The sequence below is a fragment of the Martinezella sp. CNPSo 3890 genome (assembly GCF_057784455.1).
Map to the genome: position 1 here is coordinate 179,170 of NZ_JBXSOR010000006.1, position 25,387 is coordinate 204,556.

25 protein-coding genes and 2 pseudogenes are annotated in these 25,387 nt (G+C 57.7%); 9 read left to right on the plus strand and 18 right to left on the minus strand.

Features of this window, described 5'->3' with window-relative positions; genetic code table 11:
- Nucleotides 1-9 precede the first annotated feature (9 nt).
- From AC13RC_RS17115 to AC13RC_RS17125, 3 genes are read right to left on the minus strand one after another with little or no spacing between them, the layout of a single operon-like run.
- Nucleotides 10-1,236, minus strand: a complete 1,227-nt coding sequence (locus AC13RC_RS17115) for an NAD(P)/FAD-dependent oxidoreductase (RefSeq protein ID WP_488557902.1) — start codon at nt 1,234-1,236, stop codon at nt 10-12.
- A gap of 10 nt (nt 1,237-1,246) precedes the next feature.
- On the minus strand, nt 1,247-1,558 hold the full coding sequence (locus AC13RC_RS17120; RefSeq protein WP_488557903.1) for a MocE family 2Fe-2S type ferredoxin: 312 nt from the start codon (nt 1,556-1,558) through the stop codon (nt 1,247-1,249).
- Nucleotides 1,559-1,583: 25 nt separating this feature from the next.
- Complete coding sequence (locus AC13RC_RS17125) at nt 1,584-2,672, minus strand: fatty acid desaturase family protein (protein WP_488557904.1); 1,089 nt, start codon at nt 2,670-2,672, stop codon at nt 1,584-1,586.
- Between the two features lie 150 nt (nt 2,673-2,822).
- Between AC13RC_RS17125 and AC13RC_RS17130 the strand changes: the two genes are divergently transcribed.
- The gene (locus AC13RC_RS17130; protein ID WP_488557905.1) at nt 2,823-3,851 is read left to right on the plus strand and encodes a LacI family DNA-binding transcriptional regulator; all 1,029 of its coding nucleotides are present in this window, start codon (nt 2,823-2,825) and stop codon (nt 3,849-3,851) included.
- A gap of 152 nt (nt 3,852-4,003) precedes the next feature.
- Here the strand turns inward: AC13RC_RS17130 and AC13RC_RS17135 are convergent, their stop codons facing one another.
- Both AC13RC_RS17135 and AC13RC_RS17140 read right to left on the minus strand, forming a co-directional pair.
- Nucleotides 4,004-4,813, minus strand: a complete 810-nt coding sequence (locus tag AC13RC_RS17135; protein ID WP_145323904.1) for a TIM barrel protein — start codon at nt 4,811-4,813, stop codon at nt 4,004-4,006.
- 155 nt (nt 4,814-4,968) lie between these two features.
- A complete protein-coding gene (locus AC13RC_RS17140) occupies nt 4,969-5,997 on the minus strand; it encodes a LacI family DNA-binding transcriptional regulator (RefSeq protein WP_488557906.1) in 1,029 nt (342 codons plus the stop codon).
- 403 nt (nt 5,998-6,400) lie between these two features.
- Here AC13RC_RS17140 and AC13RC_RS17145 point away from each other — a divergent pair, with 403 nt between their 5' ends.
- The gene (locus AC13RC_RS17145; RefSeq protein WP_113333586.1) at nt 6,401-6,889 is read left to right on the plus strand and encodes an RrF2 family transcriptional regulator; all 489 of its coding nucleotides are present in this window, start codon (nt 6,401-6,403) and stop codon (nt 6,887-6,889) included.
- On the opposite strand, the gene AC13RC_RS17150 is transcribed toward AC13RC_RS17145, so the two are convergent.
- From AC13RC_RS17150 to AC13RC_RS17170, 5 genes are all read right to left on the minus strand, one after another.
- Nucleotides 6,872-7,894, minus strand: coding sequence for a mechanosensitive ion channel family protein (locus AC13RC_RS17150; protein ID WP_488557973.1), 1,023 nt, complete (start codon nt 7,892-7,894; stop codon nt 6,872-6,874). The genes AC13RC_RS17145 and AC13RC_RS17150 overlap by 18 nt on opposite strands.
- A 73-nt stretch (nt 7,895-7,967) precedes the next feature.
- Complete coding sequence (locus AC13RC_RS17155; RefSeq protein WP_145323900.1) at nt 7,968-8,384, minus strand: cupin domain-containing protein; 417 nt, start codon at nt 8,382-8,384, stop codon at nt 7,968-7,970.
- 29 nt (nt 8,385-8,413) lie between these two features.
- Nucleotides 8,414-9,166: an SDR family oxidoreductase gene (locus AC13RC_RS17160; protein WP_488557907.1), complete on the minus strand. Its 753-nt coding sequence runs from the start codon at nt 9,164-9,166 to the stop codon at nt 8,414-8,416.
- Between the two features lie 162 nt (nt 9,167-9,328).
- The gene (locus AC13RC_RS17165; RefSeq protein WP_183808567.1) at nt 9,329-10,243 is read right to left on the minus strand and encodes an MBL fold metallo-hydrolase; all 915 of its coding nucleotides are present in this window, start codon (nt 10,241-10,243) and stop codon (nt 9,329-9,331) included.
- Between the two features lie 131 nt (nt 10,244-10,374).
- The gene (locus AC13RC_RS17170; protein WP_112420551.1) at nt 10,375-10,854 is read right to left on the minus strand and encodes a carboxymuconolactone decarboxylase family protein; all 480 of its coding nucleotides are present in this window, start codon (nt 10,852-10,854) and stop codon (nt 10,375-10,377) included.
- A gap of 127 nt (nt 10,855-10,981) precedes the next feature.
- Between AC13RC_RS17170 and AC13RC_RS17175 the strand changes: the two genes are divergently transcribed.
- Nucleotides 10,982-11,893: a LysR family transcriptional regulator gene (locus AC13RC_RS17175; RefSeq protein WP_113333591.1), complete on the plus strand. Its 912-nt coding sequence runs from the start codon at nt 10,982-10,984 to the stop codon at nt 11,891-11,893.
- A gap of 52 nt (nt 11,894-11,945) precedes the next feature.
- On the opposite strand, the gene AC13RC_RS17180 is transcribed toward AC13RC_RS17175, so the two are convergent.
- Nucleotides 11,946-13,316 (minus strand): MFS transporter, encoded by a 1,371-nt coding sequence (locus AC13RC_RS17180; protein WP_488557908.1) that lies wholly within the window; start codon nt 13,314-13,316, stop codon nt 11,946-11,948.
- A gap of 163 nt (nt 13,317-13,479) precedes the next feature.
- Here AC13RC_RS17180 and AC13RC_RS17185 point away from each other — a divergent pair, with 163 nt between their 5' ends.
- The 3 genes from AC13RC_RS17185 to AC13RC_RS17195 all read left to right on the plus strand — a co-directional run bounded on the left by AC13RC_RS17185 (nt 13,480) and on the right by AC13RC_RS17195 (nt 15,578).
- The gene (locus tag AC13RC_RS17185; protein WP_069615666.1) at nt 13,480-14,037 is read left to right on the plus strand and encodes a NuoB/complex I 20 kDa subunit family protein; all 558 of its coding nucleotides are present in this window, start codon (nt 13,480-13,482) and stop codon (nt 14,035-14,037) included.
- Between the two features lie 309 nt (nt 14,038-14,346).
- The gene (locus tag AC13RC_RS17190) at nt 14,347-14,850 is read left to right on the plus strand and encodes a sigma-70 family RNA polymerase sigma factor (protein ID WP_145323890.1); all 504 of its coding nucleotides are present in this window, start codon (nt 14,347-14,349) and stop codon (nt 14,848-14,850) included.
- A gap of 482 nt (nt 14,851-15,332) precedes the next feature.
- Nucleotides 15,333-15,578 (plus strand): DUF982 domain-containing protein, encoded by a 246-nt coding sequence (locus AC13RC_RS17195; protein ID WP_246661920.1) that lies wholly within the window; start codon nt 15,333-15,335, stop codon nt 15,576-15,578.
- A gap of 226 nt (nt 15,579-15,804) precedes the next feature.
- Here the strand turns inward: AC13RC_RS17195 and AC13RC_RS17200 are convergent, their stop codons facing one another.
- Nucleotides 15,805-16,323, minus strand: a complete 519-nt coding sequence (locus tag AC13RC_RS17200) for a ferritin-like domain-containing protein (protein WP_488557909.1) — start codon at nt 16,321-16,323, stop codon at nt 15,805-15,807.
- Nucleotides 16,324-16,507: 184 nt separating this feature from the next.
- Here AC13RC_RS17200 and ku (AC13RC_RS17205) point away from each other — a divergent pair, with 184 nt between their 5' ends.
- Complete coding sequence (ku, locus tag AC13RC_RS17205; RefSeq protein ID WP_488557910.1) at nt 16,508-17,314, plus strand: non-homologous end joining protein Ku; 807 nt, start codon at nt 16,508-16,510, stop codon at nt 17,312-17,314.
- Between the two features lie 38 nt (nt 17,315-17,352).
- On the opposite strand, the gene ligD is transcribed toward ku (AC13RC_RS17205), so the two are convergent.
- From ligD to AC13RC_RS17230, 5 genes and pseudogenes are all read right to left on the minus strand, one after another.
- Nucleotides 17,353-19,953: a DNA ligase D gene (gene ligD / locus AC13RC_RS17210; protein WP_488557911.1), complete on the minus strand. Its 2,601-nt coding sequence runs from the start codon at nt 19,951-19,953 to the stop codon at nt 17,353-17,355.
- Nucleotides 19,954-19,955: 2 nt separating this feature from the next.
- A complete protein-coding gene (gene ku / locus AC13RC_RS17215; protein WP_488557974.1) occupies nt 19,956-20,849 on the minus strand; it encodes a non-homologous end joining protein Ku in 894 nt (297 codons plus the stop codon).
- Between the two features lie 141 nt (nt 20,850-20,990).
- A pseudogene (locus AC13RC_RS17220) lies at nt 20,991-21,533 on the minus strand (DUF4142 domain-containing protein).
- Between the two features lie 110 nt (nt 21,534-21,643).
- Nucleotides 21,644-21,805 (minus strand): DUF1328 domain-containing protein, encoded by a 162-nt coding sequence (locus AC13RC_RS17225; RefSeq protein ID WP_095437579.1) that lies wholly within the window; start codon nt 21,803-21,805, stop codon nt 21,644-21,646.
- Between the two features lie 70 nt (nt 21,806-21,875).
- A complete protein-coding gene (locus AC13RC_RS17230) occupies nt 21,876-22,457 on the minus strand; it encodes a hypothetical protein (RefSeq protein ID WP_488557912.1) in 582 nt (193 codons plus the stop codon).
- Nucleotides 22,458-22,678: 221 nt separating this feature from the next.
- On the opposite strand from AC13RC_RS17230, the gene AC13RC_RS17235 reads away from it, so the two are divergent.
- A complete protein-coding gene (locus AC13RC_RS17235; RefSeq protein WP_488557913.1) occupies nt 22,679-23,098 on the plus strand; it encodes an HD domain-containing protein in 420 nt (139 codons plus the stop codon).
- An 87-nt stretch (nt 23,099-23,185) separates the two neighbouring features.
- Here AC13RC_RS17235 and AC13RC_RS17240 read toward each other — a convergent pair whose 3' ends face one another.
- The gene (locus AC13RC_RS17240; RefSeq protein ID WP_113352469.1) at nt 23,186-23,473 is read right to left on the minus strand and encodes a DUF3175 domain-containing protein; all 288 of its coding nucleotides are present in this window, start codon (nt 23,471-23,473) and stop codon (nt 23,186-23,188) included.
- Nucleotides 23,474-23,709: 236 nt separating this feature from the next.
- Here AC13RC_RS17240 and treS point away from each other — a divergent pair.
- Nucleotides 23,710-25,356, plus strand: a pseudogene (gene treS / locus AC13RC_RS17245) (maltose alpha-D-glucosyltransferase); the annotation flags it as partial.
- Between the last annotated feature and the right edge of the window lie 31 nt (nt 25,357-25,387).

Here is a 25,387-nt window from a genome sequence, read left to right on the forward strand (position 1 = left end):
TATGGATAGTTACGCCGCAAGCAGCGACTTCAGCTTGATCGTGCTCGCCGCCAAAGCAGCTTGATCCGGATGCGCCCGGGCGGCGATCAGCATCTCGGCAAGGCGGATATCGCGCGCTATGGCATTGCCGCGTCCTATACCGCTGGCGGCGAGCAGCCTTCCGTCCGCGCCGAGATGGAAGAGGATGAACGCCCCGTCATCGAGGTCGCGCCGTACATGGGCGACCGCTTCATCCGCAAGGCCGGCGATCTGCAATGTCAAGTCATACTGATCGGACCAGAACCATGGCACCGCGGATATCTCCGCACCTTCTCCCAGCATGTTGGCGGCGGCGAGATTGGCCTGCTCCTGTGCATTGCGCCAGGATTCGAGGCGGACACGCCTTCCGCCATAGAGCGCCAGCGGAAAGGAGCAGCAATCGCCCGCCGCATGAATATCGGCCATCGAGGTCTCCAATCGCTCGTTGACGGCAATGCCGTTGTCGATCGTAAGCCCAGCTTCCATAGCAAGCGCGGTGTTCGGTAAGGCACCGATACCGACAAGCAGCAGATCGGCGGAGATCACGTCCTCGGTCGCCATGCGAACCACCACCTTGTCGGCGTCCTCCTGCACTGCTTCGATGATCTGATCGCAGCGTATATCGACACCTTCCTGACGATGCCGTTCGGTAATTGCCTCGGCGATCTCCTCCGGCACGCCGCGTTTCAACACCCGCGGAAGCCCCTCGATTACAGTGACGTCGGTGCCGCGCTTGCGTGCCGTCGCCGCCAGTTCAAGACCGATAAAGCCGCCGCCAATGATGGCAATGTGCCGTCCGGGATTGAGCACGGCATGCAAAGCCACCGCATCCGCATGGGTCCGCAGCATGCGGATGCGATGAGAGGTGCCATCGGTGCCGGGAAGCTTGCGTGCCGAAGCACCAGTTGCGAGCAGCAGTTTGTCGTAACTTAGCGTTTCCCCACCCGCAAGCCTGATGGTCTTTGTGGAGGGAGCGATCGTTGTCACCGTCGTATCGAGCCTCAGGTCGATCGATTGCTCCTGGTAACGCTCCAATGCTGCGACGAATTTTGGCTCGAGCGCCTCATCCGATCCGCCCTTCGAAAGCGGCGGGCGTTCGTATGGGGCCAGCGGCTCGGCGCCGATGAGGGTGATGTCGCCCTCAAATCCCTTTTCACGAAGTGCGAAGGCAGCGCGGGCGCCGCATTCCCCGGCTCCGACAATGACGAAATGCGCCACGATAGCCTCCTCAGAGCCCGATGAAGACGGTGCCGTTCTCGACCTTGACCGGATAGGTCTGCAGATTGACGCAGACCGGAGCGCCCTTGGCTTCGCCGGTGCGGTAGTCGAAGCGGCCATTGTGCTTGGGACATTCGATGATGGTGTCCATGACAAGGCCATCGGCGAGATGAATCTTTTCATGCGTGCACAGGCCGTCGGTCGCGAAATAATCATCCTCGGGGCTGCGATAGATAGCGAAAGTCCGCCCGTCATGATCGAAACGGATGACATCCTCCTCGTCGATTGCACCAGCGGCGCAGACTTCGATCCAGTTGCTCATGTTTTCCTCCCTCGCAATGTCGATGTTATTGTGCCGCGGCAGCCGGCAGGTCGCCGTGGAACTCTTCACGATAGGGCCGCGCCGTTGGCGGCAGCTCGCGCTTCAGGAAATAGTCCTCGTTGCGCAATTGCCGCAGGAATGCCGGGATCATCTCGCGATAGCCGGACCAGATGGATGGATTGGCGGCCGGCAGATCATGCTTGATCATCGCATGCAGCTTTGGCAGCGCATGATAGGGCACCATCGGAAACATGTGATGTTCGACATGGTAGTTCATGTTCCAATAGATGAAGCGGCTGACCGGGTTCATCATGACGGTGCGGCTGTTCAGGCGATGATCGATGACATTGTCGGCGAGGCCGCCATGTTGCAGCAGGCCGGTCAGAACGTGATGCCACGCTCCATAGAGCCGGGGAAGGCCGATCAGCATCAATGGCAGGATCGAGCCCATGGCGATCGCTGATGCGATGGTGAAGATGTAGATCGCAAGCCAGATACGGGCGATGCGGATCGCTTTCGGCTGCTCCATCTCGGGAATGAAGGTCTTTTCCGCGGCGCTGACGAAGCCGGCAGCATTGCGTAGCATGTCGACCATGGCGTACCAGGCATCGAGGATGCCGAAGAAATTCAGGACGAGGCGCAGGAGATCCGGCGGCCGCATGACGGCAATTTCCGGGTCCCGGCCGACGATGACGGTATCGGTGTGATGGCGCGCGTGGCTCCAACGCCAGGTCACCGGATTGCGCATGATCATGAAGCAGGCGATCTGATAGACCGCGTCATTCATCCATCGCGTCTTGAACGCCGTGCCATGGCCGCATTCATGCCAGCGGCTATCCGAGGCAGAGCCGTAGAGCACACCATAGGCCAAGAAGAAGGGGACACAGATCCATGATCCCCAGAAATAGACGGCCAGTGCAGCGAAAACCGCCATGCTGCCGAGCCAGATGATGGTGTCGCGGATCGCAGGCGCATCCGAGCGCTGCATCAACGCCTTCATATCCTTGCGCGCGACATCCGTGTGATACCATTCGGCGGCAGCCAGCCCCGTTTCAACCGCCAGCTTGCCGCTTGCGCCGAGCAGATCATAGTCACGCTTGATTATCGTCGTCATCCCTGCCTCCCGCGATGCGCGATAGCGCCTCGCTCTCAATGCTGGAAACGATAGATCGACTTTTTGCTTGCCTCAATGCAGGAATGATGGAATCTATCAGAACCTATCATTAAGATAACGCAGGAATGATAAATTCCATCAGGAGCCGCCATGCGTCGCCCCACCATATCGGATCTCGCCAAGGCGTCCGGCGTCAGTGTCGCCACCATCGACCGCGTGCTGAACGGACGCCTTCCGGTTCGCGAACAGACGGCACGGCGCGTCTATGAAGCGGCGCAGGAAATCGGCTATCACGCTGTCGGCCTCCTGCGTCAGCGCGTCTTCGAAGACGTGCCACGCTATCAACTCGCATTCCTATTGCAGAAGCCCACGCAATCATTTTATCAAGCCTTTGCCAAAGAGATCGAAGCGGCTGCGGCGGCGATGACGGCAGCGAAGCTGCAGGTTCAAATCGACTATCCGGCTGTCTCGACACCGAGCGCGATCGTGGAGAAAATGCGAGCGCTGGCAGCGCGTAATCAGGCCGTGGCCGTCGTCGCCCCTGATTATCCGGCTGTCGAGGCGATCGTTGATGAGCTCAAGGAAAAGAGGATCCCGGTCTTTTCCGTACTTTCCGACTTTGCTGCTGGTGTTCGGGAAGGATATCTCGGCCTCGACAACAGAAAGGTCGGTAGATCTGCTGCCTGGACGATCGCGCGCACGGCTCGCAAGCCGGGCAAAGTGGCGTGTTTTGTAGGCAGCCACCGCTTTCACGGCCACGAGTTGCGAGAGGTGGGTTTTCGCTCCTATTTCCGCGAGAATGCGTCGGAATTCGAAGTGCTGGAAACGCTCATCAATTTCGACGCCGTCGACGTCACGCATGAGGCGACGCTCGATCTTCTGCAGAAGCATCCAGACCTTATCGGTCTTTATGTCGCCGGCGGCGGAATGGAGGGGGCGATCGCCGCACTTCGGGAAGAAAACCGCGCAGGCGATGTTACCCTCATCGTCAACGAGCTTGTCCCCGAGAGTAAGGGCGCACTGATGGATGGAACAGTTGCCATGGCCATTTGCACTCCACTGCCTCTTCTGTGCCGAGAGCTCATCGCGCAAATGGTGAGTTCAGTCGAAGGAAGCGCGCAAATGACCGCGCGCCAGACCTTTTTTCCGTTCGAGATCTATATCTCCGAGAATATTTGAATGAAGGAAGCCGGCGATGGCAGGGTCGCGTTGGCAGCGCCGCTGCTCACGCGAAAGGGCCAAAACAAGGACCTCGATCTTATCGACACGAGATCGGACCGAGCCGGCCGCAGCCAAGCTCGGCAGGCTCCTTCGCATCGCCTGTTCGGCGATCATCCGGCCTTTAGGGCCGATTCGATGAAATCAAACGAGGCTTGGATCGCTTCTCGTGGGTTGGCGAGGTCGTGCACCAGGGGAGAGAAGCATTCGTAGGAAATCGGTCCGACATATCCGGCAGCCTGAAGAGCCTTGATCTGACCGACATTGTCCAGTCGGTCCAATCCGTCGACAAGAACCCGGTGTTCGTCTTCCATCTGGTTCAGCTGCAACGTCGGATCGACGACAGCCGATATGTGGACGATCCCGGTGTGGCTGGCAAAAATCGGTCCGCCATCCGCCAGGGCGTGATGGAATGTGTCATGGACGAGTTTATAGCGGTGTGCTGCCCCAAGCGCGTTGATCGTGTCCACGAGCTCTGCCTTGTAACGCAGTGAGGAACGTTGAAACCCCAATGGCTCGACCAGTGCGACCAGGTCCGCCTCTTCAAGAAGAGGTAAGATGGCGGCAAGGGACGTTTCGAGATTGGCTTTGCGCTCCTGCGCCGCGGTACCGATCCCCTCGTTTCGAGGGATCAGGCTGATGGTTTCAGCGCCGGCTTCCCTGGCGATTGCAATCAGATCCCGAACCTTCCGCTCGATATCATCCGACCAGAAATTGAACGGATAGACCTGGGACAGGCCAACGAGCCGCAAACCTCGCTCCCGAACCATTTGACCTGCCTCGGCCGGCGAAAGGCCGTCAAATAGCTGGCGCTTGAGGTCGTTGCGAACCTCTACGCCCTGGCAGCCGAGAGCAACCGACAGGTCGAGGAAATCGGTGTAGCTAAGATTTGGTGCCGTAATCTGATTGAGTGCCCAGAACATGTTTCCTCCCAATATCCCGATATTGCTGCTCCGGCGGAGCGTCACGCGGCTCTAGGCAATGCCAAAAGGATCCGTCGCGCGCAATCAGGTGGAATTTGGATTAGCGCATCGGTGAGGTTTCTTGCGCCTTCCGCTTGAGGTGTTTCACCTCATTCTCAAATGGAAGGAGGTAAAAAAAGTTGCGGTTCTAGAAAATGCGCATCCGGCATTTGAACGCGACCCTGGAGCACGTTTTGTGCCATCAGTTCGACGGTGTCCCGGCAAAGCTGTGCCAAGGGCGTGCCGATGACCATTGTCGCATAGCCGTCGGAAAGGGCTGCGCGACTGACAGAGGTGAGCTCGTTGACGATGAGGGCGACCTCCGCGGGCGCGCGCATTTCCCGCAGCGCCGCTATTGCACCTTCCATGCCACCGCCTGCGACATAGATGCCTCTCAAGTCCGGATGACGCTCAAGCAAGGCGACGGAGGTTTCATGGGTGAGCTTTCTTGTCTCAAGATTGATGACCGGTTCCAGGATATCGAGATCCGTCCGCAACTGGCTTAGGTATGAACGGAATCCGGCTTCCTTCAATTCGTGTCCCTGCCAGCGATTACTGCCAAGAAAAATCGCGACTTTTCCGGGCTGGCGACTTGCCATGGCGATCATCCATGCCGCAAGGCGTCCGACCTTGTGATTGTCGAGACCGATATAGGTTTGACGCGCGCCGTGGCCGAAATCATTCAGCAGGGCGAAGACGGGAATTCCGTTCTGCCGCAGGCTCCGGGCGGCTTCATTGACGATGCTATGGTTGACCGCAGTGCAAGCTATCGCATCAGTATGCGTGGCAAGTTCCCGCATGATTGCCGCAAAGTCTGCCGGCGACTGAGACGGAGAATATCGGATGATCACTTCACCGCGAAAATCCTGATGGTCTGCCACCGCCCGGGTCAGCTCTTTGCTGAAAGACTGATAAAACTCCTGTCTTTCTTTTATGAGCAGAAAGCCAAATCTCAATCTTGCAGGCGGTGCGGTCAGTTGCCGATCGATCAGACCACTCGCATAATAGGCCAGTTTATGCGCTGCCTCTGCAACCTTGCTGACCGTTTCCTCGCGGACGAAGCCTCTCTTGTGAATGACACGATCTACAGTCGCTTTGCTTACCTTCGCCTCTTTGGCTATATCCTCAATTCTTGTCCGCTTCATATAAATCCTGATCAGGTCCCCGGGGGGTGACCTCGCCTTATTCGCCAGATCCAACAGGCTTCGCCATTGGCCGGCAATCTAAGTCAAAGTGAAAGGTGCTCCAAGAGGGGGCAGTTGTGCCTCGATCTATCAAAATGTCGATAGTTTGCTTCAGCCGCTGTCGCCTGGCATGGCCGCAATGGTCGAGGTTGCCGCCTTGCGCGGGTTGATTTCGTTTCCCCACCGCCGCCCAGTCCGTCATGGGGAAGGGGTGTTTTCGAAGCCCTGAAGATCGTTTCGCTTATGCATGCTCGATATGCGAGAGGCAAATCTGCATCTCGGAATTTATTTACATGGCGATCAAATAAGGATATTCTTTATCCTTGATAGATATATGCCAGCTGCGGGCCTTTGGAATGAATTTATGATTTTGAAAAGCCAAGTCGAATGGGCTCTCCATTGTTGTGCCATTCTTGCGGGTTTGCCTGAGGGCCGCTATCTCTCCACCAAAGCGCTCGCCGAATTCCATGGGCTTCCCAAGGAATATCTTTCCAAGGCCCTCCAGAGCCTGTCTCAGGCTGGACTTGTCGACACGACACTCGGCCCCTCCGGCGGTTATCGATTGGCGAGAGCGCCCGCGGATCTCACTTTTCTGGAGATCGTTGAGGCCGTCGAGGGGCGGCAGCGAACCTTCGTATGCACCAATATTCGCGCCAACAACCCCTGCCGCCCGAAGGACTATTGCGAGAGCAGCCCTTGTGCGGTGGCGCGCATCATGTGGGAGGCCGACGAAGCGTGGCGCGAGAAACTGCGCAGCGTCAAATTGTCAGACCTCGTCGGCATCCTGTCGAAGGAGATCCCGCCGGAACTCTGGAAAAGCTCTTTCGAATGGGTGCTAGAGCGCGCCGGATGATATCGCCCTGAGAGTGGCCTGTTCCTTCTGTTCGCCTATCGGGGGGCAGACGAGGCTTTGGGCCGGCATCGCCAATGATATTCCGTTCGCCCTGCAATGTTCGTAGATGAGATCGATGATCTCGTTCTGTGCCGACATGCGGCCTGCCGCGCTCGCGACGCGGAAGAACAGCTCGACCTCGATGGCGATTGCGTCGATCGTCTTGAGCGCGACGACCGGCGGCGGGTTCATGACGATCCTTTCGCAGCCCTGCAGGACGGCAAGCATGACCTCTTCGACGAGCCGCGGCTTGTGTATGGCGGATATTCGTATCGTCAGCGAGATCTGGTGCGACTCATCAGGGCGGCTGCGATTGGTGACGCCCTGTTTCGCCAGCACGCTGTTCGGCAGGACGACGACGTTATATCCGCCCGAAAGCAGATTGGTGGAGCGCCAGTTGGTTTCAACGACGCGCCCTTCGGTGCCGTCGGCGAGCTGGATCCAGTCGCCAATGACGTAGGCGCGACCGAGAGCCAGCGCGATTCCGGAAAAGACATCGGCAAGCGTGTTCTGCAGCGCAAGGCCGATAATGACGACGACGATGCCTGAGGTGGCAATGAGCGGCCCAACGGGTGCGCCGAAGACGAAGCCGATGACGGACAGGGCGACGCCGAGATAAACGATGCCGACGATCAGATCCTGAAGAAGATGCGCCTCCTGCGGCCGGCGGTTGAGGGTGAGATAGATATGAAGGAAGCCGATCATCGTCCAGGCAAGATGCAGCCACCAGAGGATCCTCGCGGATTTGGCAAGCAGGATGCCGCCATCCTGAAGCTCATCGTAGTCAAAGCGATAAGGCGAAATTCCGGCAAGCCAGAGCACGAGGCTCATGCAGCAAAAGAAGAGGATCTGCACGACGAGGCGCGCAGTCGGACGACGGCGCCCCTGGATGTGCCAGATGAGAATGCCGGCCAGCCCGAGCAGATTGATCAGGACGAGCGGCAGAAAATGATGTTCGCCAAACATGATAGGGCTCACCGACGATGATTTCCTGAAACCGGGAAGGGACAGGCGCCTTCGGCACCCGTCCAGCCTCCGGTTATTTCTTGATCGGGAAGGTCAGTTCTTTCTGGCTGCTGTCGACAACGAAGACAGCCAACAGCTTCGCCGGCTTGGTCTTGCTGGCATTCTCGCTGACGCCATGGCGATCGCCCGGCATCTCGGAGAAGTTTTCGCCGGCTTTGAAGACTTTGACCGGACCGTCATTGACCTGGCTTCGGATCGCCCCTTCCAGGACCGTTGCATAAATGAACGCCGAGTTCGGATGGGTGTGGGCCGAGGAAAAGCCGCCCGGACCATATTCCACGAGGACGCCCTTGATGCTCTTGCCAGGAACGTTCGGCAGTTCGTGTTGGTAGACAAGTGTGACCTTGGCATCCTTCTCGCCTTCAGCGTGTGCGACGGCGGTGGTGGACAGCAGGGCGGTGAGGGCGAGGCCGAGAATTGACTTGATCATCTCGAATTCCTTTCTGAAGAGTTGGACGGTCATTTGCGGGCGGAGGTTGCGAACCATTGCTCGAAGGTGATGCGGCCGAGGCGCGGATTGCCGTCGGACACGAGCGAGCCGTCTTCCAGCCTTGCGCCGAAATAGCGGGCTTCCGGATCCGCCACGACCTTGCGGGCATCGCCCATGGCCTTCAGATAGCGGGCCACGAGCTCATTCAGCCGGACACGTTCCGGACCGGAGATCTCGACGATGCCGTTGATTGCCGCGGAGTTCGCCACGACGGTCATGTTGTCGGCGACGTCGTCGGAAGCGATCGGCTGCACATAGGCCGGCGACAGGCGCACCGTATCGCCGACCGTGCCGGACTGGGCGATGCCGCTTAGGAATTCCATGAACTGCGTCGAATGGACGATGGTATAGGGAATGCCGGAGTCGCGGATGATCTTTTCCTGGGCGACCTTGGCACACATGTAGCCGCTTTCGGGCAGGCGATCGACGCCGATGATGGAAAGGGCGATATGATGCTTCACGCCGGCCGTTTTTTCCGCTGCCGCCAGATTGCGGCCTGACGTCTCGAAGAATTCGAGCACGGCTTTGTCCTCGAAGGAGGGCGAATTTGCGAGGTCCATGACGATGGAGGCGCCCGCCAATGCTTCGGCGAGCCCTTCGCCGGTAATCGTATTGACGCCGGTGTTCGGTGCGGCGGCAACGACTTCATGGCCCTGCCTACGAAGGCGGTCGGCCGTCTTCGAACCGATCAGGCCGGTTCCGCCGATGATGACGATTTTCATGAGCTTCTCCATTTGCGGTCGCTTCGCGCACCGCATTGTTCGTTCATTCTGTGTGATTGTGTTGCAAGGACGGGCCGGCTCTGATCATGCCTTGCATCCGCTCAGCCGAGCCAGGTGCTCCCTAACAGCTGCACGCCGGCCCGGCGCTTGCTCACCAGGGAGTTAGTAGTCCCAGAACACCGGTACCCAACGGAAGACATCGCCGTCGGTTGCCACATGGCCGACCGAAGGGAACGGCATATGGGTGGCAACCAGAAGCCCTCCGGTCTCGGCCAGCTCCCGCAAAAGACGGACGCGCACGCGCGCAGCTTCTTCCGGATCGTGTTCGAAGCCGTTGTGCCAGTCCGGATGTTCGAACCCGACGGCGAACACGGCGTCGCCGGCAAACATCAGCCGGTCCTTGCCGGAGGCGACGCGGACTACGCTATGCCCGGGTGTGTGGCCGCCGGTTCGGGAGACGACCACGCCCGGTGCCACCTGGAATTCATCATCGAACAGTTGCAGCTGATCTTCATACTCATTTCTGAACTGCTTGGCGGCAGCCCTGAGCGCGTCTGGAAAGCCGGGCGGCATCGATACATGGGTGAAATCGGGCGCTTCCCAGAATTTGACCTCTGCCGCTGCCACATGGATCCTGAGGTCCGGACGCAGCCGCTCCTTCACTCCATCGACGAGCAGCCCGCCAACATGATCCATATGCATGTGGGTCAGCACCACGTCAGTCACGGAACCAAGGTCGATGCCGGCAGCTTCCAGCCGCTTGATCAATTGTCCAGCGCGCGGCAGGTTCAACTCCGGGTCCAAGCCAAGACCTGCATCGATGAGGATGGTCTGCTTGCCGCTGCGAACGACGACCGCATTCAACGCCCAGTCGAAAGCGTCCTGCGGCAGGAACATATCATTCAGCCAGGCCGCGCGATCGGCAGCGTCGGCATTGTATCCCAGCATCTTGGTCGGCAGCGGCAACACGCCGTCGCTGATCACCAGTACCTCGATATCGCCGATCTGTACCGCGTAGCGCGACGGAACCAGCTCGTCGGGGTTTGATTTAACGGGATGAGAAGTGTCCAGGTCCATGTTTGTCTCCTGTTGATCGAGATCTTGGAACCGATCTGGCCGGCTCCACGGTTGAAATGATTGTCATGAGCGTTTTGGTCGCAGCCGCTGGAACGGCCACCCATCGTTTGCCGAAGCCTTTTCTGAGAGGCTCAGTTGAGGCCGGCCCTGTCGAGGCCGTAGGCCTTGTCCGCTGAGCCCGGCACGGTCTTGAAGGCGATGCTGGCGCGGTTCCAGGCATTGATGACCATGATTACGAAGGTGAGATCGGAGATTTCCTTCTCGGAAAGCTGGCCGCGCACGCGCTCGTAGAGCTCGTCGGGAATGCCACCTTCATGCAGTTTCGTCACTGCTTCCGTCCAGGCGAGCGCGGCGCGCTCCCGGGGAATGAAGAGATTGGATTCCCGCCAGACGGCTATGTGGTGGAGCCGGAGTTCGCTCTCGCCATGGATCTTGGCTTCCTTGACATGCATGTCGAGGCAGAAAGCGCAGCCGTTAATCTGCGATGCGCGGATGTGAACGAGATCCTGGATCTTCTGTTCGATGGCGCTGTCCTTCAGAGCCATGCTGAGTTCCGAAAGTTTCCTGAAGAGTTCCGGTGATTGCTGGGCATAATTCAAACGCTGGGTCATGGTCGCCTCCGTTATTAAGGATATTAAGTATCCTTGTGGATAAAAGATATCCTTAATAGCTGGACAGTAAAGTCCTTCCGGGCTAAGGTTCGAACATAAGGCCTATGCCGAAAAGTATGGGGTGGGGATGGATATCGTATGCGCATTGCAAACATTCATGCGGGTGGTGGAGACTGGCTCCTTTTCCGCCGCAGCGATTGATCTCAGGCTGACGCAGCCTGCTGTTTCACGCCAGGTTTCGGCGCTGGAAGCGCATCTCAACACACGTCTGCTGCATCGCACGACCACCGCGCTGGCGCTGACGGCGGAGGGGGAGCAGATCATCCCGATGGCACTCAAGGTCATCGAAGCGGTCGAGGCGCTTAGTGAAACCACATGTCGTGATGGCGGGCGCATAGCCGGCAAGGTGCGGCTGGCTTTGCCGACACCGCTCGGGCTTTACGTCAGCGACCGGCTCGGGATGCTGCTCGAACGCCATCGGGGACTTTCCGTCGACTTGCTCTTTCGCGAGGAACCGTCCGACCTGGTCGAAGAGGGGATCGATCTTGAGGTACGGCTGGGAACGGTCGCAGACTGCAGTCTGATGTGCCGCAGAATCGGGTGGACGACGGCCTTTCTCGTTGCCGCGCCTTCCTATCTACAAGAGCGGGCAGCACCCAAAACGCCCGACGATGTCAGCGCTCATGATTGCATCTGTTACAATCGCGCCGGAAACGGCCGGGCATGGTCGTTCTCAAATGGCGCCGAGGACGTTACCGTGAGGATCGCGCCGCGCCTCGTCGCCAGCAACGCGGTTGCCGTCCACCGTGCGGTGTTGGCTGGCAATGGGATTGCCGTACTTTCCCACATTCTTGTCGGGTCCGACATCGAGGAAGGCAGGCTGGTGAACGTCATGCCAGACTTTCCGCCGAGCCGGGTCGCTATCAGCGTCGTCTACCCATCGCGTCGGAACCTGCCGTTGCGCATCAGGACGGTCCTCGACTTCTTGATTGAGATAGTCGGCAAGGATCCGCTGATGGCGCCTGCGTCTTCTCATTGATGGCTTGGATGGCGCTCGGATTGTCGAACGTCACCCGCATAAAAAGTGGGATTCACGCTCGCTTGAGATATCGCCACGCCGCCACGCTGCCGAAGAGCTGAAGACCGCCGCCGCAAAACATAGCCACAATGAACCCGAAAGCGGGCTCCCGGAAGAACGCGTAGACCGATCCGAGTGCGGCCACGCCGATGGTTGCGCCAACCATGCGTGCGACGTTGATCAGTGCGCTCGCAGTTCCAGCGCGCTCACGGACGACGCTCGAAACCGCGACTGCCGTAAGAGGCCCGGTCGCCATGCCCATCCCGATACCGGTCAACAGCAGGCCGAATTCCTCGGCGGTGAACAGGTTACCGTCAAAAGTAATGCCGAGCAGAAGGTTCCCTAGTCCTATCGTCGCCAACCCGATGCTGATGGTGTGCCGTTTTCCCAGATGTTCAGAAAAGAAACCGGAGAAGGGTGAGATTGCCACAAAGCTCAGCGCCATGGGCAATAGTGCCAGCCCGACAGCGATCGGAGGCAGTCGATCGAGGCTGAGGGAGGCGAGGGGAAACAGAAAGAGCGTCCCGTACATGCCGAACGTCATTGCGGCCGTTCCTGCCATCGCCCCGCTGAACCGCTCAGTGGAAAACATCGAAAGCGGCACGAGAGCCCGCTGATCGAGGCGTCGTTCCACCAGGATGAAAAGCGTCAGCAGACCGAAGCCGCAAAGTGCCAGCAGGATCGTCCAGACTATCGGAAAATGGGAGGACTCGATTGCCGCCAGAGTGATGGCGGCGAGCGACAATATGCCCAATAGCTGACCCAGCATGTCGAACGATCGTCCCTTTTTATCCGCACTTTCCAAGATCCAAGGCAATGCTCCGGCAGCCGCCGCCACGCCGATGGGAACCACGACGAGGAAAACAGCCCGCCAACCGAAATTATGGATCAGATAGCCACCAAGGCTTGGCCCGATGGCAAGCGACATGCCGTTGCAGCCGGCCCAGATACCGAGCGCCCGGCCGCGAATCTGCTCGTCTGGGTAGATCACTCGAATGAGCGAAAGAGAGGCCGGTATCAGAAGGGCCGATCCGAGGCCGGTTATCGCTCTGGCGCCGATTAGGATCGTGATCGTCGGAGCCAAGGCGCATCCAAGGCTTGCGATTGTGAAGATGACGCAGCCGACGATGAAAATCAGACGACGTCCGTAAAGATCCGCAAGCAGACCGCCACTGATCAGAAGCGCAGCGTAGACGAGATTGTAGGCATCGACGACCCACTGCATCTGGGTTACGGAAGCCTGGAGGCTCTTGCCGATTGGTTGGACAGCCAGATTGACAACCGATGTATCGACCTGCGCAACGATCACGCCCAGGCAGAGAATGGTCAGAGAACCAGGATGTAGTTTCGAAGGCCGGTCGCCGTGCTGCTCGATTGAATGCATGACATTTCCTCATGGAAACAAACGTAGCGCAACTTGTTTGGTTTCACCTTGAAGGCATCGAAGTATCGGAAGGCAAGGATGGTCATGCGAACCGAAAGGCACCCATGCCTGGAACAAGCCTGTTCCGCGCAAGTTCGGGAGTTTTCCACGGGAGAACGGACCAATGTCTTCCTACAAAGACCGCCCTGTCATCAGCGATTTTCAACATCCCGGCCAGGCGCCGACCGGTGATCCCTTCATGGGAACGATCAACAACGAACTCGCCGACAAGGGTTTTCTCGTCACGAGCACGGACGAATTTGTCAGTTGGGCGCGCACCGGATCGCTGATGTGGATGACGTTCGGGCTTGCCTGTTGCGCCATCGAGATGATGCAGATGTCGATGCCGCGCTATGACGTGGAACGCATTGGTGCCGCGCCGAGGGGTAGCCCCCGGCAGTCGGATCTGATGATTGTTGCCGGCACCGTATGCAACAAGATGGCGCCGGCGCTGCGCAAGGTTTATGACCAGATGCCCGAGCCGCGCTACGTGATCTCCATGGGATCATGCGCCAATGGCGGTGGCTATTATCACTATTCCTATTCGGTGGTGCGCGGATGCGATCGGATCATTCCGATCGATATTTATGTGCCTGGTTGCCCGCCGACCGCGGAGGCCTTGCTTTACGGAATTCTGCTTCTCCAGCGCAAGATTCGCCGCAATGGGACGATCGAACGATAACCGACACCCGTCGGCCTCGCTCTCCGTGGCGGCGTCGCGGCGCTTTGACGTTTATTTAGATTCTCATGGAACAAGCTCAAGATGCAGCCGTTCCCCTAGCAGATGCAAGGAACATCGAAGCCTTAAGATCGCAACGAAGCTCCCGAACGCATCGCAAACAGCAAGTCTGCTCAAATCAAGGTCAATGAACGCATTATCCGAGGTCCACAGGGCACCGGTGCCGGTCTAGCGTATAGACGGCAGCTGAAACCACGCATTGCGCGGCAGTGTTGGAACGGTCGTTGTGCGCGTTCTTCAAGGAGAAAAATTGTGACCGACAGCCCCAGCACCCCCGATCTGCAAAACGAAATTGTGGAACTTATTCCGGCCCTTCGTGCATTTGCACGCTCATTTCATAGAAACGCCAGCGACGCCGACGATCTCGTGCAGGAAACCCTCGCGAAAGCGCTGGCCAATCTCAACCAATTCGATCGAGGAACCCGGCTGAAGTCGTGGCTGTTCACGATCATGCGCAATACGTTTTGCACGAAGTTCCGCATTGCCCGGCGCGAGGCTCCCGGAATCAAGAAATGCGTCTCCGGCACCGGGGTAGCCCCGCCATCGCAAGAATGGGCGATACGGGCCAAGGAAATGGAAGAGGCCTGCAATCTGCTGCCGGAACCTTACCGTGTCGTGCTCGAATATGTTGTCATAGAGGGGCGCTCCTATGATGCCGCTGCCGAGAAATTTGGATGTGCGATCGGTACCGTGAAAAGCCGGCTTAGTAGAGCCCGGCAGCAACTGGCAGCCCACCTTGACGAAGACAGGCATTGATGATGCCTGCACTTCTCAATGCATGGAGTGGTAATGCGTGGGGTTATGTATCTTTGCCGAACAGTGCCTTGGCAATATGATCGAGGGCGGCAGGCCTCTCGGATCGCACAAAACCCGCAAAGTTCATGTCTGCATCGATTAAGTCTCCGCCAAGAGCAAAGAGATAGGGAATCTTTTGCCTGTCGAGCCGTTCGACCAGGGGAAATACCTGTTCCGCCTCGAGATTCAGGGCGAGTATCGCCGCGTCAGGTCATTCACCTCTGCTTTCGGTGAGCGTCACATGATTTGAGAGGAAATTCTTACCCTCAATCACGAACAACTGCCGCCGGAAAGGTTTCCGGATTTGATGCGATAGATCAGAGAAAACAGTCGAACAGGCTCGGCCTCGGGAACAAACGGCCACGTATATGGTTCGAGCACAGGGAGGGGCATCCACGACATGGGAGAGTTGGATGCACAATGTGATTGATGTGGAATTCAAGATGCTTTGGACCGCACCAGTCTACCTCGCGACCAGCAGTCGAGACGGCTGTCTGATTCAGGGGCCGGAAGATGCGATCCATTTCTTGTCGCGAAGATGGCCTTGCGAACGAAGCAGTTCCTACGCGCGTGCGACGGAAAAATGCGTTGCGGCGGTTTCGCACAAGATTCCCGTCGAGGCGTCGCGAGCAGCTTTCGTAATTGCCTGCCTTGACGCGCACCTGATGTCGGGAAGCAGGTCGCCATGAAGACTGGCGACGATGATGCGATTTCAGAAAATAACGCCTACGAGTTCGGCCGGAAAGCCTTTGCAAAGGGAGTGAGCAGCGACAACACGCTTTTCCGCAAGTGAGCAACACTGCGACCGAGGCCTATGGATTCATGGATGCGCCAAAGATCCGTAGCGGACAGCATAAGCCGGACTATCGGCTAAACTGATCATCCGTAATTGCCCCCATGCCGGACATAAGCAGATTACCCTTGTCTCGCGAGGCGTCCATCTCCCTCCCACATCAGCAGAAACTTCCGCGTTATCTGCGGCAGATGATCGTCAAGCCATTTGGCCATCGCCTGCTCTTCGGCCAAGCTCTCCCGCAGAGCATGTTTTGCCTCGTCGAAGTTTCCGGCGTCGGCGATCGTCAGTAGTGATTTATATGCCGCGATTTCATAGTTTTCGAATGCGAAATCGGTGAGGGCGTCTTTCAGTACTTCGTCGCTTACGCTTGCATGGCTCATGACAGTCGTCGGGCTGGTGAACGAAAGGATCATATCCTTGAGGTTGAGATAATCCTCGTCTAAATCCTTAAGGATACGTTCGAGTCGCCTGATTTGATCCTCCGTTTCGCCGATGTGCTGTTCAAGTTTTGCCGCTACTTCCGGATAATTTTCCAAGCGTGACGGTTGCGGTCTTGTCATCCCCAAAGCCTGGTTTTCCATCGGATAGGCGTTTCGAAGGCCGATGACGAACATGTCGTGGATTTCTGTCTCTGCCATGATTGCATCCTCCATTGGCTGCTCGTTCTCAAACTAGGGCGAATTGGCGTTGTTCCCGCCGCTTCTGTTGTCCTGACGAATACCGGCGGATCGGCAGCATGCATTGCGTGCGGAATTTGATGGCATGGATGGTCGGGAACCATGCCTGCTGAAGACCGTTCCCCTTCCTGGTGGAGGAAAACTCATGGCGCCAAGATCATTCTGGAAAGGCTATCTCAAACTGTCGCTCGTGACATGTCCGGTCGCCATGGCTCCGGCGACCACCGTTAACGAGAAAGTTCGCTTCCACACGCTGAACAGAAAGACGGGCAACCGCATCATCAGCCAATATGTCGATTCCGTCACGGGCAAGGCGGTCGACGAAGACGATGAGGTCAAGGGATATGAGCGCGGCGAGGATGACTATGTCATGCTCGAGGACGAAGAGCTCGATGCCGTCGCGTTGGAAAGTACCAGAACGATCGATATCGAGATGTTCGTACCGCGCGACAGCATCGAATGGATCTGGTTCGATACGCCGCATTATCTGACGCCGAACGATGCTGTCGGTGAGGAGGCTTACTGCGTCATTCGGGATGCGATGGCCGCGAGCCGCATGGTCGGCATATCCCGGCTCGTCATGTATCGCCGTGAGCGCGCCGTCATGCTGGAAGCGCGAGACAAAGGGATCGTCCTGTGGACGTTGCGATTTGGCGATGAGGTCCGGGATGAAGGGGATTACTTCGAAGACATCCCTGCAAAATCGGTCGACACCAAACTGCTGAAGCTCGTGGGAGAGCTGATAGACGAGCGAACGAAATCATGGGACCCAAGTATGGTCTCGGACCCCGTCCAGGACAAGCTTCTCGATATCATTGCTGCCAAGAAGAAGGGTCGCAAGCGCCCCGCAAGGGCAAAGCCCGAAGAGGCACCTGCCGCGGGCAATGTCATCAGCATCATGGATGCGCTTCGAAAGAGCCTCTCACAGGAAAAGGGTGCAAAGAAAAGATAATCCGCATCAAGGGGTTTCCGCCGGGAAGACGGAGCCTGTCATGAGCCGCGCTTGCGCTTAGCGTCGGGCAGATGCAATGGTTCTGCGGCTTTCCTGAACTCGGCCCAGGGATCCGAGCGAAGCGCGGCAAGCCGTGTCGGCACGTTGAGCACGGTGAAATAGTCGGGGCCGATGGCGGGGCTCAGTTCCTCCCAGGACAAGGGCATCGAGACGGCAGCTCCAGGACGAGCGCGGGTCGAATAGGGCGCAACAGCAGTCGAGCCGCGTTGGTTTCGCAAATAGTCGACCAGGATCTTGCCCCGGCGTTTCGATTTGGTGATGGTCGAAACATAGCGGCCGGGGCTATCAGCGGCCATCGCGTCGGCGATGTCCTTGGTAAAGGCTTTCACGGCAGGCCACTCGGCTTTGGCGACCAGCGGGCAGACGATGTGCAGCCCTTTGCCGCCGGATGTCTTGACGAAGGGAACGAGACCCGCCCGTTTCAGCCGTTCGCCGGTCTCTTCCGCGGCGGCGATGACCTCTGTCCATGCGACATTCGGACCAGGATCGAGATCCATGATGATCATGTCAGGCTTTTCCCAATTGCCGACCATCGATCCCCAGGGATGGATCTCCAGGACAGCGGCCTGTACGAGGCCGATCAGGCCGCTCAGGTCGTTGATGCTCACATATGGCTCCTCGCCTTGCGGGTCCTTCGCCAATGCGATGTTCCGGTTCATGCCCTTCCAGGCGTGCTTCTGGAAGAAATGCTGGCCGCCGATCCCGTTCGGGCAGCGCACCAGCGCAAGCGGCCGGCCGACGACAAAAGGCCCCATGTAGCGCCAGACCTCGGTGTAGTAATCTGCAAGTCCGGCTTTTGTGACGCCCTCGTCCGGCCAATAGAGACGATCGCCGTGGGTCAGGGAGATGCTGGTTCGCGACGGCCTTTCAGTCGAGGGCTTGGCGGCTGATTTCGGTGCTTCGCGAACAATGTCGAGTGGGTTCTTGTCTTCTCTTAAGCCACGGAAGGACGCATGACGCAGATGGCCGTCGGCGGTCCACGCACGGAATTCGACTTCCGCGACCAGTTCGGGCCGTATAAAGCGGACACCGCGATGTTCTTCTGCCGTCAGCCTGGAAGCGAAAGGACTTTCCTCTGCCTTCAGGCGGGCAAGCCTTTTGAAGAGCTGCTCGGCGACTGTGTGTGTGTACCCGGTTCCGACGCGGCCGACATGCTGCAGCTTGCCATGCTCGTAGACGCCGAGAACCAGCGAGCCGATCGCGTTTCTCGATGTCGTCGACGGCACCCAGCCGCCGATGACGAATTCCTGTCGTGACGAACATTTCGATTTGACCCAGCTCTTGCCGCGGCCGGAGCGATAGGGATCGCTGGCGATCTTGGAGACGATCCCTTCCAGGCTCAACCGGCAGGCATGGTTCAACAGCAGATCGCCATTCTCGTCGAAATGGCTGCTGAAGCGGAGGATCCCGGTTTCGGACGAAATGATCTTCTGCAGCAAGTCCTTGCGGCTGACCAAGGGGCAGGCAGTTAGATCATAGCCATCGAGGTAGATGAGATCGAATGCGTAGAAGACGAAACGGTCGCTGCGCCCTTCGCTGAGGTCGGCCTGCAGGGCGGAGAAGTCTGAGGCGCCGGCAGCCGGCTCGACGACCAGTTCGCCATCGATGATGGCTGTGCCGACGGGGAGATCCTTGAAGGCGCTGATGATCTCCTTGCCGAATTTCTGAGTCCAGTCGAGGCCGCTGCGCGTCAGCAGCTTGACGCGGCCTGCCTCGATGCGAACCTCGAGCCGATAGCCGTCGAATTTGATCTCGTGAAGCCAGCGCTTGCCCGTGGGAGGCTTGGATACCAGTGTCGCCAGGGCGGGCTCGACAAACGCCGGCAGGGCAGCCTTCCTGGCGTCCTTTAAGGCGGATGGCTCAATGGGCTTCGCATCGGCTTCCCGCTCGGGCGCAGCTTGGCTCGGCTTCTTTTTATTCTTGCCCTTGTCGTTGAAGCTCTCATCCTTGGCTCGGGCTATCCTGCGATCAATCTTGCCCGTTTTGGACGACCAGCCCGGCTTTTCGCCTGCAACCTCATCGATGACCCGTCCCGTCTTTGCCGATTCCGGTCGCTCTTCGAGGATATCGGGCGCACCCTCCGGGCGGGCCGCATCGTCCTCGCCTTTGATCAACAGCCAGTTTTCCCGCTTCTCACGCGGATTTCCGGCCATGCGGATCAGATGCCACCGGCCGCCGAGTTTTTTTCCGTGAAGCTCGAATTCGAGATGTCCTTTTGCCAGTCCCTTGTGGGGGTCGCCAAGCGGCGTCCACGTACCTTTGTCCCAGACGATGACGGTGCCGCCGCCATATTCGCCTTTCGGAATCGTGCCTTCGAAGCCGCCATATTCCAGGGGATGATCTTCGGTCTGTACCGCGAGCCGCTTCTCGCCGGCCACCAGACTTGGCCCCCTGGTCACCGCCCAGCTCTTCAGCACGCCATCCAATTCGAGGCGAAAATCATAGTGGAGCCGGCGCGCATCGTGCTTCTGGATGACGAAGCTGCTGCCGGCTGATGCAGCCTTGTTCTTGCTCGCACGGCCCTTTGGTTCCGATGTTCTGGTGAAATCGCGTTTGCGGTTATAGATCTCCAACGCCATGATCAGCTCGCCTTGCGTTGTGTCCGCGAGGAGGAGGCGGCACGCGATTTTGCTGCCTTGCCGGATGCCGCACGCGATTTCTTGGCGGGATGTTGGGCGCCTGTCTTGCCTTGGCCAGCCATGCCGGCGCTCTGGCGCAGAGCCTCCATAAGATCGGTAACCTTGGCGACTTTCGCCGGCTTGCGTTGCGGGATCTTTTTGCCTTCGATCTTGGCTTTTACCAATTCAGCGAGCGCGGCCTCATAGCGGTCGTCGAATTCACTGGCATCGAAACTGCCTTTCTTGGTGGCGATGATATGTCTGGCGAGATCGAGCATTTCGCCCTTGATCTTCATATCGGGTACGTCCTCGAAAGCTTCCTGTGCCGAGCGAACCTCATAATCGAAATTCAATGTCGTAGCGATCAGCCCCGCGCCATGGGCGCGGATCATCATTGTCCGAAGGCGGCGAAACAGAACGGTGCGGGCAATGGCGGCAACCTGCTTCTTGCGCATCCCTTCGCGGATCAGCGCGAACGCTTCTGCGCTCGCCGGAGCGGAAGGGGCCAGATAATAGGGCCGGTCGAAATAGACATCATCGATTTCATCGCATGCCAGAAATGCTTGTACATGCAGGACCTTATCGCTTTCCGGCACCGCCGCGGCGACTTCCTCGGGCTCAAGGATGACGTAATCGTCCTTGTTGAGTTCGTAACCCTTGACCTGATCCTCGCGCGGCACCGGCTTTCCGCTCGCACTATCGATGAATTCGCGCCTGACCCGGTTGCCGGTCGCCCGGTTCAGCGTGTGAAAGGAAATCCGTTCCGAGGTGGAAACTGCCGTATAGAGCGCGACCGGGCAGCTGACCTCCCCGAATTTGAGATATCCTTTCCATTGCGCACGCGGGCTCATGGGGATGCTCCATTTTCACGATGATATTCAACGATGCCGAAACGGCATTGTTCCGCGATTTCGGATTTCGCCGCTGCGCTGACCGGCGTGCTTTTCCGATATTGGATTGACGTCATGCGCGACGTTGCGAGCCTGGCGCCTCGGGACCTATTTTCCCAATTGCTTGGCCATCTGCAGATGATGTTCGAGCGTAGGTGTCGTATTCGCGGCCCATGCTTTCAAAGCAGCACTGTCTCCCTTTTCGCCATATCGTTTGAAAAGATCGACGGCTTTGGCGTGAGCTGAACGTTGGTCGGAATCGTAGCGCTGAATGAATTCTCTTCCTTGCAGCTTTTGGAGCCTGGTCAGCATCTTTTTCTAATTGGACGTCATATCGCTGGGAAGCGTCGCCTTAGCCTTGCCGCTCGTTATCAGATCTTTCAACTGCATCGTCGTCTTCTGATGATTATCGACCATTTGCTGCGCAAAAGCCTTCGTCTGATCATCGCCCCGCTGCAGAGCAAGCTTACTGGCTTCGATTTCGAACATGTCGCAGCTCGCCGCTTCATTGACGAAATCCTGCGCCGCGGGTGCGGCGCCTACGAGCGAATTGACTCCTGTCTTTTCGGCAACCGACTGAGCGAAGGCGCTGGTGGCGTCCCCTTCCTTCGCTCTTCGAACTTGGAAAGAGGCGAAACGTTCCTGGGCCATTTATCCTCATGGATACCGAGGCCAAAAATACGCGGCGAAGGCAAGCTTCCTGTCAGAGCATAAGACCGGCTTCCTGGCCTCAACGATCGTATCCTTCTTCGCCTTCCTCCTCAGCGTCTCATCACATTCATGATCAGCGACACCACGAAGAAGATGAGGAAGATAAAGAACAGGACCTGTGCGATGGACGCAGATGCGCCTGCTATGCCACCGAAGCCGAGCGCACCTGCAATCAAAGCTACGACGAGAAATATCAGTGCATAATAAAGCATTTCGCTCTCCATTGGTTGCTGCAAAGAGAACGAAATTGTGAGTGGTTTGTTCCTGAGGAGGTTGGAAGCATCACACTGCAGCGGTTGCCTGTCTCGACCAGGCCTGCTCGCCGCCGTTGCCAGGTGGCGGCGGCTCGGCGGCGTCCAGATACATCTTTGCCGGTGCCGTCAGCACAAACCAAAGGCTGGCGCCAAGCAGGAATGAACTTGCGGCCTCATCACTGGCGGAGACGCAGAAGGGGAAGATGACGGCGGTGAACAAAACGGTCAGGCGTACCGCCCATTCCGTTTCACGCTTGCGGGTGGCCGTCGCCGCGAGCGCCCGATAGGACCGCATGTCATAAATCCGTCCCACCCGTCCCAAGGCCAACAGCCGCAGTGACGGAAGCGAAAGCATGAAGAGCGTGCCGAGCCCGAAAACATAGATAGAGCCGTTTAAAAACAGGCCGCATGCCGACAGAAGGGCAAGTATGACGATGAGGTTCCACAAAGGGAGGAGCTTCTGCGGAGAATGGCCTGTCTGTGTGTGCCATAGTTGCATGACCGCCGATCCGCCACGCAGCAGCGGTCGATCAATGTAATAATTGAGGAATTCCATGATGCGCCCTTCTAAACCTGGCGCAGACACATCAGAAAAATCCGGCGTCAGCATGGCAGAATCGCAAATCCGATAGCCAATCGAGCTTACTCGATGTTTTTCTATTGCGGAGGGAGGAACTATCCGCGGTCAACGGGGTTCTCTGGCTGATCTGTCTTTCAGACGAGGCGGCGCCGATTATGTCGTCAATCGGGCGCCATCCAAACGCCTGCAAACATACGATTTCGCGATATATCCGCCAGCAAGCGATATCAACGACCCGGAAAGCTTTTACCGTGAAACATCTTGACCAAGCCATCCATATCGCGCTCGAGGCGCACGAAGGGCAGACGGACAAGACTGGACGGCCTTTCTTTGAGCATTGCCAACGCGTCGCACTGCTGGTTTCCGGTGACGAGGCCCGCACGGTCGCCTATCTTCATGATGTCGTCGAAAAGGGAAGAGGATGGACGCTCGATCGTCTGCAGGAAGAGGGCTTCCCGACAAAGATTCTATCTGCCGTCGATGCCTTGACGCGGCGGCCGGGCGAGCCGGACGAGCAATTCATCCATCGTGCGGCAGCGAATGTGCTGGCTTTGCCCGTCAAGCGGGCCGACCTTGAGGACAATCTTTGGCAAAGCGAGCAGATAGGCAAGGACGCCGCAAAATATCAGCGCGGCTTAGACACCCTGCTCGAAATGGCGAGCCGAAAGTAGGGGATGCCTCCTTCGATGCTTGAGGGGCGTGATCCAATCGAGGGGAGCGATCATGGTTCTGATGACTTTAGCTCTGAACCCAGCTCCTCAGGGATCGCGGCCAAAATCCTTGCGGAGTTCGGTTTTTGCCTTCTCCAGCGTTGCGCGCCGGGATTTCGAAAGCTGATCGCCCGCCCGATTGATATAGAAGTTCAACATCGACATGGCGGATCGAAACGGACTGGATTTGCGGCGGTCGCTGTTTTCGGCGGATTCTTTGAGTGAATCGGCAATTTTCTTGGCGCTGCGCTCGTTGAATACGCCTTTCTTCAGGTCCATGGCATCACTGGTCTCATTGACGTGCTGTGACCATTTCTTCGATTTACCTTTGGGCATTGCTGCACTCCTCGTTGAAATTCGCGGTGCCGTCAGCAACCCTGAAAGGCTGAGCTTGCCGGCGCTGGAATCCGAACAAGCGAGCTGCCGTCATGTTCCCCGTCATGGGGGCGAACATCGGCATCCGGCCCGTAGATTTCCCCTGGGCAATCTTGAAGAGACAACAGGCAGTATTAATTTTGTGGCCAGAACCTGTCGCGCCTGACCGAAACTATGGTTGCCGAGGGAGCTGCCGATTGAGCGAAACCGAACACGAGCTTCGCTATGCGTCCTGGCATAAGGATGCTGTCATCTACCAACTCCATGTGAAGTCGTTCTTCGACGCCAATGGAGATGGATTTGGCGATTTCGCCGGATTGACATGCAAACTAGATTACCTGGCATCGCTCGGTGTCAATGCGATCTGGCTTTTGCCGTTTTATCCATCTCCCCGCCGTGACGACGGCTATGACGTGCTCGATTATGAAAGCATCAGCGCGGAATTCGGCACGCTCGACGATTTCAGAAGGTTCGTGGAGGCGGCCCATGCCCGCAACATGCATGTCATTACGGAGCTGGTTCTCAACCATACCTCCGATCAGCATCCCTGGTTTCAGCGTGCCCGAAATGCGCCGGCCGGGTCTCCGGAACGGGATTTCTACGTCTGGTCGGAAACGGACGACAAGTTTGCGGAAACACGCATCATTTTCGTCGATAGCGAGAGATCCAATTGGACCTGGGACCCGGTTGCCAACGCCTATTTCTGGCATCGCTTCTACTCCCATCAGCCGGATCTGAACTATCACAATCCTGCCGTTATCGAAGCGGTTTTGGATATCATGCGCTTCTGGCTCGATCTTGGCGTGGACGGCTTTCGCCTCGATGCCGTTCCGTATCTTGTTGAGCGAGAAAACACCAATAACGAGAATCTTCCTGAAACGCACAGGCTGCTCAAGCACATCAGAAAGACGCTCGAGGCAAGCTACCCCGGCGTCATACTCCTTGCAGAAGCAAATCAATGGCCGGATCAGGCACGGGACTATTTCGGAACAGGGGACGAATGCCACATGGCCTTCCATTTCCCGCTTATGCCGCGAATATTCACCGCGGTTGCAATGGGAAATTCCCAGCCGATCATCACCATGGTGCAGCAGACCGATGGCATCCCTGAGGAATGCCAGTGGGCCATTTTCCTCAGAAACCATGACGAGCTGACTTTGGAAATGGTCACCGAGGCCGAGCGCAATTTTCTTTGGGACACCTATGCTTCCGACGAACGCGCCCGATTGAATCTCGGCATCCGGCGTCGCTTGTCGCCGCTCATGGATCAGGATCGGCGCCGCGTCGAGCTTCTCCACATGTTGTTGTTCTCTTTACCCGGTAGCCCTGTGCTTTACTATGGCGATGAGATCGGCATGGGCGACAATGTCGATTTGGGAGATAGAGATGGTGTTCGCACACCGATGCAATGGTCCAGCGGCAAAAATGCCGGATTTTCGGGCGGCAATCCGAAGACCCTCGCACTGCCGCTCATCGATAATCCCCGTTTCGGCTTCCAGGTGATCAATGTCGCCGCGCAGGAGAAGGACCCGCATTCGCTTCTGAACTGGGTTCGCCGCATCCTGGCAATCCGATCGGCGCATCAAGCCTTCGCAAGGGGCGCGATTTGCTTTGTGAGCACGGAAAACCCGGCCGTCATCGCATATGTCAGAGAATATAAAGGCGAATGCATTCTCTGCGTCGCGAACCTGTCAAACATCGCTCAGGCCGCCATGCTCGATTTACATCAATATTCGGGCAGTCGTCCCAGGGAGCTGTTTGGGAAGACGGTATTTCCGGCTGTGGGTAAGCATCGTTATCCGATCATGTTTCAGCCCTACGGTTATTTCTGGTTTCAGCTGAAGCCCTGAGGTGAGCCTTCCAGCCATCAAAACA